We start from the raw sequence: 11493 nt of genomic DNA, 5'->3' as shown, positions 1-11493 counted from the left end.
CTTCGTCAATGGCATCACGGAGGGCGTTAAATAACAGTACTTCAGCCATAATGCGTTAGCGATACACTATTGGATACGTTAGCAGAAGACGGTCCTCCACCCCTAGTGTCAACCTAGAGTCCTGATGTTGCTTCGCTTTTCAGGAACCGATGCAGTGCTATGAGGTAGGAAGCAGAGATTTAATTCGCTGATTGACCTTTTTAATATAGCCATCAATATCGCATTTGCGTTTAAGGCCACTGGCCGCCATATAGCGAACGGTGCCAAAAATAGGACGTTCTCTCCAGCCCCGATCATGGACGCCAAAAACCCAGGCGACGCCCGTGTAGGAATTGGCGTCGCGGCCATCGATAAAATATTTATTGTTGAGGTCTAAGGCGGTTTGAAAAGCGAGTTCTGGGGTAGCGGTCCATTCGATGATTTTTTTGCCCCAGTACATGCGCATATAGTTATGCATATAGCCCGTGTGTTTCATTTCCCGCATAGCGGCATTCCAATAGGGGTCTTCGGTACGGGATTCGTCCAGCTGTTCTAGGGAATAACAGGGTGTTCTAGGATCGTGACGATGGTTGTCTAAGGTCGTTTTGGCCCAGTTGGGGAGACAACTATAGGCATCGTAGTCAGGAGTGTAATAAGCGAAGTTCATGGCTAGCTCTCGCCGCACAATCAGCTCTTCGATATAGGTATCGACGTTATCGCGAGGGACATTGCCCATGGATTGAATCTGCAGAGCCAAATATAGGGGAGAGATTTGGCCGAAATGCAGATATTGGCTCATATAGGAGACGTCATCCGTTTGGGGCTGATTGCGATGGTCAGCGTAGATGGCAAAAGATTTTTGCAAAAACTGCTCTAGGATTTCCTTGGCCCGAGTGGTGCCGCCTTGGAACAGAGAACTAACGGGGGGCACGCTACGGTCAAGGGGCAGCTTTGCCAGAATGGCCTCAATATTGCTGAGATTTAAAGTCTTGAGATCTAGATGTAGAGAGGAGTGCTGAACTGGGGTTGAGGCAAATGGAATCAAAAAACGGTCTAAGTGACGATGGATGCGAGGGCGGATGGTGCGGGCCGCATAATCGGCTTTGACGGAAGCGGTTTCTACAGGCACCACCACTTCCGATTCCACTTGCACCACTTGGCAGTGGGCATTTTGAGCTACACTGTCTCGCCACTGCCGTTGGAAACGAAGATAGCCGCGATCGCAAACCACCAACGAGGCGTTTTTCCCCAACTCCAGGGCAGTCTGATCCGGGTTGCCATAGCGCATTACAAATTTGATACCCCGTTGAATCAGAGCTTGTTCTGTATCCTGCAAGCCTTCCAACATAAAGGTGTAGTGGCGCAGATTAGATCCGGGATAATCGGCCATTAGACCAAAGCAAACTACCACAGGCAGCTGGAGATCATTGGCCTGCTGAATGGCATATTCCAAGGCATGATTGTATTCGGCCCGCTGAGACTGCTGCATCCAATACAGAACATAGTCACCTGGCTGTACGTTCTGTTTATTAAGGATTTGGATGCGTTCTTCCTCAATCAGCGAATTTGCCATCTCTTCTATCAATGCTCTGCCTTATTTGTGATAACGCAGAATCCAATCGAAGATCTATGGGGCCAACACAACAAAGATGAGTATTCCTTTTGCAGGTTGGTGATGGGAAGGCTGTATCTGTCTTCAAATGGGTTGGGATAATTGATAGGTGGGAAGTATTTTTTTAGGTGAAAACTTGGCTGCTCAATTTGGTGTGAAAAAAAAGGAGAGACATTCCATGATCAAGAAGGAGTGACGATAAGCAGGTGAGATGGATACTTACGCCATTTTTAAACAAACGCAATCTCAACGGGTCAGTGATGGTGCGGTGGTGCCTCTCTTATCCGACTGTGAGCAGGCAAGCCTAAAGTTGATTCTAGTCTGGCCGCAACTGGGGGATTTTGACAGTTTGGAATATGCCTGGTGGCTGCAGCGGCAGCCCGAACAGATTCAAGCCAAAGGCGTGCAAATTCGAGCGGTGGGCATTGGCGATCGCAACTCAGGACAGAAATTTTGTGACTTCACCGGATTCCCTCCAGAGCATTTATTCATAGATCCCACTGGCCAACTCCATCAACAGCTCAACCTGTATCCGGGACTGACTTGGAAGATGCCGTTTTTCTCACCCGTTCAGAATTCATACCTCAATTTGTTACTGATGTGTGCGGGGATTGGTAGCCCTGGAACTTTGGCAGAAGTATTTCGAGGCTATCGGGGTGATCGCAAAGCTCCCCAACTTATAGCCGAGGATGAAGAAGTTAGGGCATTCCCCCTTCCGCCTGTAAATGGCGCCTTGTTTAACCGGGCAGGCGGAAAAGGATTTCAACGTCCTTTTGAGCTGGCAACATTGCGCCTGCGCAATATGGCTGAAGTCTTAAAACACTGGCAGACCTATGTCCCGGATGCCACCTACATTACCCAACGGGGTGGCACGTTCCTTTTTGATCAGCAGGGTAAACAGGTGTATGAACATCGCGATCGCGGCATACTAGGATTTGCAGCCAATATGAGCAACCCTCTGTCTTTTCTACTGACGTGACCTCAAATTAGATTCATGGTTAATCTACTGCCGCAACATTAGCGATTGCTACCTCAGCCCCAGGATTGGCAGGTCTCATTGTTAGAACCCAATTTGGAATGTTCCATAATTTAGACAAAATGCAAATGGTGGGTTTGAAACAGCTCGTTCTTCTCCCGTTAATTGGTATGGGCATCCTGTCGGGGAGTCCTCAGTTCTCAGCTTTTTCCCAAGAGTCGAGACCTTCTCAGCTAGGCAAGCAGTTACAGCAACAAGTCCAAGACTGTGTGGGTCGCTCATCTAGTGCAACGCAATCTACTCAGCGTTATCAAACCTGCATCACTCAGCTTATTCTGCTGGATGACAATGGCAATCGACGTTCAGATGCTTCTCAACGACTGCTGGCATTCTTTGAGGCGATGGGGATTGCCATTCCCAAACGTCAGCGCCAGGGGCAAACGGTTGTAAACCTGCAAGCCATTCCTAGAAGCAACTGCTTCAGCCTTCCGGTCAAAATCAAGGGATATACTGGGCAATTCTTACTGGATACGGGTGCGACCCACACCGTCATCAACACGAGATTAGGGAAACAATTGGACTTACCCCTGCAGGATTATCCCCCTAACTTGACCCAAGGTTTAGCATTTGGGAGTGGCAATAAAACTCAGATTGGCATTTATCCAGCCCAGATCTTGAGTATTGAGGAGGCCTCAGTCCAGCAAATTCATCCTTTGGGAATGTCGCAACAGGCAATTCTCTATGATCTGTCTGGGATTCTGGGGCTAGATTTTCTCAGTCAATTCGACATGGTGATTGACCCTAGTCAACCTCAGATCCAATTATTGCCACCTACGCCTCAAAAAGGTGGAATTTCCTTAACCGGAAAGGGGGGCTGGTTGACCGTTCAAGTCATGATTAATGGTCAAGGACCCTTTACCTTTGCCTTGGATACTGGCGCAACTCAAACCATTGTCTCCCCCAAATTAGCTGACCAACTCGCCCTCTCTCGCAGCGCTAAGCCAGTTCAACTGCAGGGGCTATTGGGTATGGAAGCAGCCCAACCCACGCAGCTTAATTCGATTCAGATTGGCCAGCATCAAACGACAGAGCTCAATGCCTTAATTCTTGCCAGCCCCTTAATTGAGCGGATGCAAGTCGATGGTTTGATCGGGCAGAATTTTCTCAATCAATATCGACAGCATTGGTGGTTTGGTGCTCAGAATGCCTTGGGTATGGTGGAGCAAGGGACATTACACCTCTCTCCATTGCAGCCATGAATTTACAGTCATGAATTAGGAGCAAGTAAAGGGCTAGCTGGTCCAGGCTGGATGGGATAACAAGGCATTGAGGACCTGAACGCCTCGCAATTGATTCGACAGAGGTAGATGTCCTCGTGGAGCACTCAGATCCCAGGTAAATTCATCAGGCCAACGGGTCCAGTTTCGCCCCGAACGCCAGTTAATTTTGGGCCAGAGGGCATCCCAATTACGACCGACACTGAGCCAAAGCTGCCGTTGAACGCTGTAGCCAAATTTCCCTTCTGAATGCACCAGCCACAGTTGGTTAATGGTTTGCAGGTCGGCAATGGGGTACTGTTCAACTTCGGTGAAATAGATCCATTTCCGTTTGACAGCTGCAGGTCCTGATAGCTCACAAAGCTTACTCAAGGTTAAGTCATCGGCTTCTTGAAAGGATTGCTTAGCCAGTAATCGCTGGAGTGGCAGGTAGTCGATATTTTGCTCAGAGCGAAGAGGGACAACACCCGTGGCAAAATGCTCCTCTAGGAAAGCCTGCACGTCCGACACTTCTGTACCTAACAGCAACTCATAGCAGCGTCCGTCAATGTAGGTGGAGGTTTGCTGCTGACGCGACAGCAAAAAATTTTGCAAGATGGAATAACCCGCTGTCCCTTGAGCCAGAATATCTGGCATCACTTGGAGCTGTGTTTTTTCTGAACCGGTGTTGAGTTGGGACTCCAACTCAGTCATATCAGGCGGTTGCGATTGGGCAGATGCGTCCATAAGGTTGTAGCGAATTTATCCTGTATCTTAAGCTATCAAACCCTGGGGGAGTCTGACGAGGAAAATCCTGTTGTTCCTAACCCTTCAGGACCTATCATCAAACGGTTATGCTTTAGAGTCTGCTTCGGGGTTGAGGGACTGTACCGCAGAGATAACCTGATACACGTCTACCCGTTCAACTTTCCCTTTCAGGGCCAAGGTTCCCCAATTCTCCACCTCAAACCGATTGTCCAGGTAATCGAGGGTTTCCTTCGCAATCAATACCCGACAAGAAGAACTTTGCCGTTGCTTATCCAAGCTTTCCAAGCGGGAGGCGGTATTGACGCTATCGCCAATCACACCATACTCTAGGCGCGTTTTACTGCCTAAACTCCCAACCACCACCGACCCGGTAAAAATCCCGGCCCGCATTTGGACGGCGGGTAAGCCACTCTGTTGCCATTGAGGATTGAGTTCATCGAGGCGTTTACCCATATCTAAAGCACAGGCCACGGCATTTTGGGTATCTTCTGCGATCGCAGCCTGATCTTCATGGGCAATCGGAGCCCCAAAAACGGCCATCACCCCGTCGCCTGTAAATTTATTAATCACGCCATGATGGGCCTGCACACATTGGGTCATGGCCTCTAGATACTCATTGAGCCACTCCAGCAACTGCTCGGGAGACATCTTTTCGGAAATTGTGCTGAATCCTTTCAAATCCGTAAACAGCAAGGTGGCCGTAATTCTTTGGCCTGTCAGTTTACCATCTTCCAAGAGTTCATTACGGCGTTGCCACAGGGTTTCGGCAATCTCGGGTGAGGTACTTTGCCCCAATAGCTTCATCACCATTTTCTGTTGCCGCTGAGCTTGCTGGGCATTGTAAATCACCACCAAGCCCGTCGCACCGATAAATCCTAGGAAAGGAGGCACTAAGGGAATCCAAATCTGCTGAGAGAACAAGATTCGACAAACGCCATACAGCACGATTAGGGCAGTACCGATTCCCAAGACCAAGCCCATCGGATGCCGAACGCCCCAGGCTAGCAGACTGCCCATTAGCGCCCAGCCGAGAATCCATATCATTTCCCCCGGTTCCGGCCAGACAGAAATGAGGTTGCGGGTTCCATCCGCCGCATCGAGGAATTGACTGACCATTTGGGCATGGATGACCACACCGGGCATCGTTTGCTGATCATCCAGACTGGAACTATAGGGGGTGTGGAAGAGATCTTTGCCACTTTCAGCAATCGTACCGATAACCACCACTCGGTCCTTAATGAGATGGGGGCTAACTTGGTCTGCTAATACCTGGGATAGACTCACCTGCTCCACACTGTTGTGAGCGGAGCGATAGTTAATCATGATTTGATAGCCCCGTGTATCCGCATTGATATAAGAGCCATCATTACTTTGCAACGGCCAAAACACCGTTGGACCCATTTGAAGCACCTTCGGATCGACTTCGCTCGGTTTATCCTCTATCCCATCGTCTTTGAGATAGCGGAGGGCCATCCTCAGGGCAAAGGAGGGAAAGTACTCGCCTTGATAGAGCAAATTGCGACGAACGATCCCACCGGAATCGACTACGGTATCGTTGAAGCCCACCTGTGTATCTGGCACACCTTCAGGTGGGGGGATGGGGACTTCGGCTTCGGTGCCAAATTTAGTAATCACAATCACCCGGTCCGACCCTTTCATCTGTTGAACCAGCTGAGCATGGCCGTCGGTTTTGGTGGGTTCCTTAAGATTGGGAATGGGTAAATTGCGCCAAATATCGAGGCCAATCACGCGGGGCTGATGCGTTTGCAGTTTTTTGAAGGCGTTAGCCAACACACTGTCAGGGATGGGCCATTGTCCGATGGTTTGAATATCCTCCTCGGTAATCCCGACCACCAATAACCGAGGATCTTGACCCAAATCCGGTTGGGCTTGGACAAAGTGATCATAGGCGGCCAGTTCTAAGGCCTGCATCCCCTCAACTCGCAGAAAACCAATTTGCCAACGGGTGACTTGGCGGATGCCCAGAACGATCCCGCTAACGGCAAGTCCTGAGAGGAGGGCAATCGCAAGGTTAGACCAACGAGATCGAAGTTGAAGGAAAAACTGAGCCAAGATGCCAAAAAGTCATGGGGTTGCGGTATGAGTATAGTGTAGAGCGATAGTCCTGATAAATTGACATGGCCGACTATTTGATCGCAACCTTACGCGATCGCATCCAAGCAGAAAAAGTCTATTTAGCTTTACAGGAGATTGGTTTATCAGAACCCCATCTCAATATTTTTGGGAAGGGCTATAAGACAGGAGAGGATTGTAAAGACTTTGACCCCGTCTTAATCACTAAACGGCGAATGCGGAACATGCTGATATTCCTTCTTCCTCTGGGATTTGGGGGCGGAGTCGTCTTCTATCAATTCGTCCACTTTGATTTAATTCCTAGCCTAGGAGGAATCGTGAATACGATGATTGGCGGGCTTCTAGGGGCAGCGTCAGGGGCTTTAGGGGCATTCACGACAGGGGGAGGGTTATCCCTGATGATTGACAAGACAATTCCTTATGCTCAGCAGATTGAATCTGGAACATTCTTAGTCGTTGTGCAAAATGCCAATGATCTAAAAATGCGTCAAGCTAATCGAGTATTACGGACCCTCAATGTTGATGATGTTGCCTTTTATGAGCGTCCAGACTAGACTACTTTGGGGTTTTAACCCATGATCACAGAGGGAAAATTAGTCAATTTGGAGCCTGAATTTGATATAACATTGTGCAGATTTCAATTATTCCAATTAAGCTAATATTAGGTCTTCATGACTTCACCCATGGAACGACCATTCTTGCGAATTAAATTGTGATATTTTCGCATCTTTGCTATAATAACTTATAGGTTATTCGTATTTTCTAATCATCAGCTCATATATCAATTATTCCTTATTAAAAATAATAGAAAAAATTATATGCACACCTTGGTCAATCGGACCTCCATTTTTGTGGATGGGAACAATATGTTCTACGCCCAGCAAAAGAATGGATGGTTCTTCGATCCACGTCGAATTCTCGATTACTTTACTGAACCTAGCGATGTCCGGCTTATTAATGCCTTCTGGTATACCGGCTTAAAAGACCCCCAAGATCAACGAGGATTTCGGGATGCGCTGATTAGTTTAGGATATACTGTGCGGACAAAAATCCTGAAAGAATATTACGATGATTCTTCCGGTCGTTATTCTCAAAAAGCAAATTTAGATATTGAAATTGTGATCGACATGTTTAATACTGTCGATCAATATGATCAAGTTATTTTGCTCAGTGGGGATGGTGACTTTGAACGGGCAATTGAGCTTTTGCGTTCCAAACGCACCCATATTACGGTTGTGTCTACGGAAGGTATGATTGCTCGCGAACTTCGGAATGCCACAGATCAGTACATTGATCTCAATAAGATCCGCGATCGCATCGAAAAATTCGATCCCTAGCCCAACTGAAATATTGCAGCCACAGCAAATCCTCAGTTTAGTACCCTAGAATAGTGACATCTATTTTGGACAGAAGTCCGTTTCTTCTTCCACCTAAATATGGGTACTGGATAACATCATGATTAAAATTCAACCCCAACACGTCGATCGCCAAAGGCAGGTCGAAGGCCAGCGCATTCTTATTTTCGATACCACGCTAAGAGACGGTGAACAGTCTCCAGGAGCGACCCTACATATCGATGAGAAATTGACGATTGCTCGGCAGTTGGCCCGTTTGGGAGTTGATATTATTGAAGCCGGATTCCCCTTTGCCAGCCCAGGCGATTTTGAAGCCGTTCAGCAAGTCGCTGCCGAGGTCGGCACAGAAAATGGTCCGATTATTTGTGGTCTAGCCAGGGCCACCGAACAGGATATAAAAGCGGCAGCGAAAGCCCTTAAACCCGCCTTTCATCACCGTATCCATACTTTTATTGCCACGTCCGATATTCACCTGGAATACAAACTCAAAAAAACACGCACGGAAGTGTTGGCGATTGCCCAAGAAATGGTAGCCCTTGCAAAATCCTTTACGGATGATGTGGAATTTTCCCCGGAAGATGCAGTGCGCTCCGATCCAGAATTTCTATACCAAGTATTGGAGGGTGCGATCGCAGCAGGTGCCACCACAGTCAATATCCCTGACACGGTTGGCTACACAACCCCTCAAGAATTCGGGGCTCTGATTCGGGGAATTAAAGAAAATGTTCTGAATATTGATCAAGCCGTTATTTCAGTCCATGGTCATAACGATCTAGGTCTAGCCGTGGCTAACTTTCTAGAAGCAGTTAAAAACGGTGCCCGTCAGTTGGAATGCACCATCAATGGGATTGGCGAGCGGGCAGGCAACGCAGCCCTGGAAGAACTGGTGATGGCACTGCATGTGCGGCGACAATATTACAATCCCTTCCTCGGCAGACTCCCCGAGTCTGAAGCCCCGCTGACCAATATTGACACCCAGCAAATTCACAAAACCTCCCGGTTGGTCTCCAATCTAACGGGAATGCTGATTCAACCCAACAAAGCGATTGTCGGGTCTAATGCATTTGCCCATGAATCTGGCATTCACCAGGATGGGGTTCTCAAGCATAAGCTCACCTATGAAATTATGGATGCTCAGTCCATTGGCTTAGGCGATAACCAAATTGTCTTGGGTAAACATTCAGGACGGAATGCGTTCCGAACTCGCCTCCAAGAACTCGGCTTGGAGCTATCTGAACAAGATCTCAATAAAGCCTTTGTTCGTTTCAAAGAATTGGCGGATAAAAAGAAAGAGATCTCTGATCGAGATCTAGAAGCTATCGTTAAAGATGAAACTCAATCACAGGTAATTGGGGGCTTCCGTTTAGAACTGGTGCAAGTCTCCTGTGGCGATCATGCTTGTCCGACTGCAACCATCACCCTCACCACCCCAGACAATCAAGAACTGACAGATGCTGCTGTTGGCACTGGCCCTGTGGATGCCGTCTATCGCGCCATTAATCGCGTTGTTCAGGTTCCAAATCGACTGATTGAGTTTTCTGTGCAGTCTGTCACTGCTGGCATTGATGCGATTGGTGAAGTCACCATCCGATTGGAGCAGGATGGCAAGATTTTTGCCGGTTATTCTGCCAATACCGACATTATTGTGGCGTCCGCTCAAGCCTATCTGAATGCGTTGAATCGTTTGCATGCCTCAACTGAGCAAGAAAATAAGGTTCAAAATCAGGAAACTGATCTTTTGGCAGAGCAAACGGTCCATGCTTAAAGCAGTTAGCCCTTGCATACCTCGCATGGGTTGCTCAGCTCATATTGCTGAACCAAGAAACTGCTCTGATTTAAGTTCATGACCACTCACCCTTCTACTCCCTCTTTGCCTGAGCCTGATCGACTGATAGATACCCTTCAGTATGAGCGTGATCAAGCTCAGGCGAGTGCCACGCGTTGGCGGCGTCTGTATGAAGTAGAGGCCCAGCAACGGCAAAAAGAAGCTGATATTGCTGAGCAAACCATCCAAAGTTTGAGGGCTGAGATTCAGCACTTGTGCCAGTTCCCCGGAAGTGCTGGGACACCCAATGCCACCACCGTTAGGCAATCGGTCGGATCCTCTAATTCTGTGCCCTATCTCAAGGGCCAAATTGCTGACCTGATGGCTGAGCGCGACCAACTGCTACAAGCCTTAGAGCAAGAAAAGCACAACCATGAGAAGACGAGAGATAATTTGATTAGTGCTTTGGATGATGCCTTGGGGGCTCAACGAAAACAGAAATCCCTTGCTCTGCCTTCATCTAAAGCAGGGGCTAGAGCAAGTGCCATTATTCTTAAAGATCGAGATGGCCGCAAAATTCGATTAGATGGTTAGGATGGACCGACCTACGCTATACGCCGCTATTACCAATCATGGTTTTGGTCATGCCACCCGGACTGCGGCGGTTCTCGCTGAAATTCAGCGGCTAGTCCCTGATGTTCTTTTGATTGTGGTCACGAGTGCCCCTCGCTGGCTGATTGAGTCCTATCTAACGGGCGACTTTATTTATCGGTCTCGGGTCTTTGATGTTGGGGTGGTGCAGAGCGATGGCCTGACCATGAATCTTCCCGCCACTTTAACCCAGCTTCAGGAGATTCGCACCTATCAAGATCGCCTAGTGACCACTGAGGTGGACTATATCAAGCAGGTGGGAGCCCAGTTAGTTTTGGCAGATATCCCGCCGTTAGCAAGCGTAATTGCCGAAGCGGCTGGTATTCCTTGCTGGATGGTGAGCAATTTTGGCTGGGATTTGATCTATGAGCAATGGGGCGAGGATTTTGCCGATACAGTGACCTGGGTGCAGGACTGTTTCGGAAAATGCGATCGCTTATTCCGTCTTCCGTTTCATGAACCCATGTCTGCGTTTGCCAACATTACGGATATCGGTTTAACCGGTGCTTCTCCCCGCTATACGATTCTTGAATTACGCCGTGTCTTGGGCATTACCGCAGATCCGGAGAAAACCGTGTTGCTCAGTTTTGGTAGACTGGGCCTCGCTAAAATCCCCTATCGCAATCTCCAACTATTCCCAGATTGGCAATTCATCACCTTTGATCGCTTGGCCCCCGATACCTATCCCAATCTGATTAAGGTCACAGACACCAAATATCGCCCCGTAGATATAATGCCGCTGTGCAGTCGCATCATTAGCAAACCGGGGTATGGGACCTTTGCAGAAGCTTGCCTCCTCGACATTCCAGTCATTTCCATCCCTCGGAACGACTTTGCGGAAGCCCAATATTTACTGTCCGGTTTGCAGGATTACAATCACCACTATTTACTAGCAGACAACGAATTTACTGAAAGCCAGTGGGAGTTTTTGTTTCAGCCTCTCAACCTACCGCGACTTTCCCAATCCTTGTCTAAAGAGGGGAATCACACCTTAGCAACCGCTGTCATCAATTATCTCTATCAGGACTAAGCCTGCT

The 11493-nt window shown here is 48.3% G+C and carries 10 protein-coding genes; 7 read left to right on the top strand and 3 right to left on the bottom strand.

Translation table 11 applies throughout. From position 1 onward, the window contains the following. Nucleotides 1–157 precede the first annotated feature (157 nt). Nucleotides 158–1552 carry a deoxyribodipyrimidine photo-lyase gene (locus Q0991_RS12210; protein WP_299488879.1) on the bottom strand — a complete coding sequence of 465 codons (1395 nt, stop codon included), beginning with the start codon at nucleotides 1550–1552 and terminating at the stop codon, nucleotides 158–160. A gap of 250 nt (nucleotides 1553–1802) precedes the next feature. Here Q0991_RS12210 and Q0991_RS12205 point away from each other — a divergent pair, with 250 nt between their 5' ends. Both Q0991_RS12205 and Q0991_RS12200 read left to right on the top strand, forming a co-directional pair. Further along, nucleotides 1803–2570, top strand: coding sequence for a peroxiredoxin-like family protein (locus Q0991_RS12205; protein ID WP_299488877.1), 768 nt, complete (start codon nucleotides 1803–1805; stop codon nucleotides 2568–2570). A gap of 98 nt (nucleotides 2571–2668) precedes the next feature. Then, the gene (locus Q0991_RS12200) at nucleotides 2669–3826 is read left to right on the top strand and encodes a retropepsin-like aspartic protease (RefSeq protein WP_299488875.1); all 1158 of its coding nucleotides are present in this window, start codon (nucleotides 2669–2671) and stop codon (nucleotides 3824–3826) included. 33 nt (nucleotides 3827–3859) lie between these two features. Here Q0991_RS12200 and Q0991_RS12195 read toward each other — a convergent pair whose 3' ends face one another. Together Q0991_RS12195 and Q0991_RS12190 are read right to left on the bottom strand one after the other, a co-directional pair. Continuing rightward, nucleotides 3860–4570, bottom strand: a complete 711-nt coding sequence (locus Q0991_RS12195; RefSeq protein WP_299488873.1) for a GUN4 domain-containing protein — start codon at nucleotides 4568–4570, stop codon at nucleotides 3860–3862. A 105-nt stretch (nucleotides 4571–4675) separates the two neighbouring features. After that, a complete protein-coding gene (locus Q0991_RS12190; protein WP_299488871.1) occupies nucleotides 4676–6664 on the bottom strand; it encodes an adenylate/guanylate cyclase domain-containing protein in 1989 nt (662 codons plus the stop codon). A 65-nt stretch (nucleotides 6665–6729) separates the two neighbouring features. Here Q0991_RS12190 and Q0991_RS12185 point away from each other — a divergent pair, with 65 nt between their 5' ends. The 5 genes from Q0991_RS12185 (at nucleotide 6730) to Q0991_RS12165 (ending at nucleotide 11486) form a co-directional block, all read left to right on the top strand. Further along, nucleotides 6730–7239: a hypothetical protein gene (locus tag Q0991_RS12185; RefSeq protein WP_299488869.1), complete on the top strand. Its 510-nt coding sequence runs from the start codon at nucleotides 6730–6732 to the stop codon at nucleotides 7237–7239. A 264-nt stretch (nucleotides 7240–7503) separates the two neighbouring features. Next, nucleotides 7504–8022, top strand: coding sequence for an NYN domain-containing protein (locus tag Q0991_RS12180; RefSeq protein WP_299488868.1), 519 nt, complete (start codon nucleotides 7504–7506; stop codon nucleotides 8020–8022). A gap of 118 nt (nucleotides 8023–8140) precedes the next feature. Beyond that, a complete protein-coding gene (locus Q0991_RS12175) occupies nucleotides 8141–9805 on the top strand; it encodes a 2-isopropylmalate synthase (RefSeq protein ID WP_299488866.1) in 1665 nt (554 codons plus the stop codon). 78 nt (nucleotides 9806–9883) lie between these two features. Then, entirely contained in the window at nucleotides 9884–10399 is a 516-nt protein-coding gene (locus tag Q0991_RS12170) for a hypothetical protein (protein ID WP_299488865.1), read from the top strand. A gap of 1 nt (nucleotide 10400) precedes the next feature. Continuing rightward, nucleotides 10401–11486 (top strand): glycosyl transferase, encoded by a 1086-nt coding sequence (locus tag Q0991_RS12165; protein ID WP_299488863.1) that lies wholly within the window; start codon nucleotides 10401–10403, stop codon nucleotides 11484–11486. Nucleotides 11487–11493: the final 7 nt, after the last annotated feature.

This window comes from Acaryochloris sp. IP29b_bin.137, from assembly GCF_028285745.1.
Classification (GTDB): domain Bacteria; phylum Cyanobacteriota; class Cyanobacteriia; order Thermosynechococcales; family Thermosynechococcaceae; genus Acaryochloris.
The sequence above is the reverse complement of the archived record's forward strand: the minus strand, read 5'-3'. Positions and strand labels throughout refer to the sequence as shown.

Coding starts and splice junctions, on each gene's coding strand:
- Q0991_RS12180 (WP_299488868.1), top strand. CDS start 7,504: ATGCACACCTTGGTCAATCGGACCTCCATTTTTGTGGATGGGAACAAT.
- Q0991_RS12165 (WP_299488863.1), top strand. CDS start 10,401: ATGGACCGACCTACGCTATACGCCGCTATTACCAATCATGGTTTTGGT.
- Q0991_RS12210 (WP_299488879.1), bottom strand. CDS start 1,552: ATGGCAAATTCGCTGATTGAGGAAGAACGCATCCAAATCCTTAATAAA.
- Q0991_RS12200 (WP_299488875.1), top strand. CDS start 2,669: ATGTTCCATAATTTAGACAAAATGCAAATGGTGGGTTTGAAACAGCTC.
- Q0991_RS12175 (WP_299488866.1), top strand. CDS start 8,141: ATGATTAAAATTCAACCCCAACACGTCGATCGCCAAAGGCAGGTCGAA.
- Q0991_RS12205 (WP_299488877.1), top strand. CDS start 1,803: ATGGATACTTACGCCATTTTTAAACAAACGCAATCTCAACGGGTCAGT.
- Q0991_RS12170 (WP_299488865.1), top strand. CDS start 9,884: ATGACCACTCACCCTTCTACTCCCTCTTTGCCTGAGCCTGATCGACTG.
- Q0991_RS12195 (WP_299488873.1), bottom strand. CDS start 4,570: ATGGACGCATCTGCCCAATCGCAACCGCCTGATATGACTGAGTTGGAG.
- Q0991_RS12185 (WP_299488869.1), top strand. CDS start 6,730: ATGGCCGACTATTTGATCGCAACCTTACGCGATCGCATCCAAGCAGAA.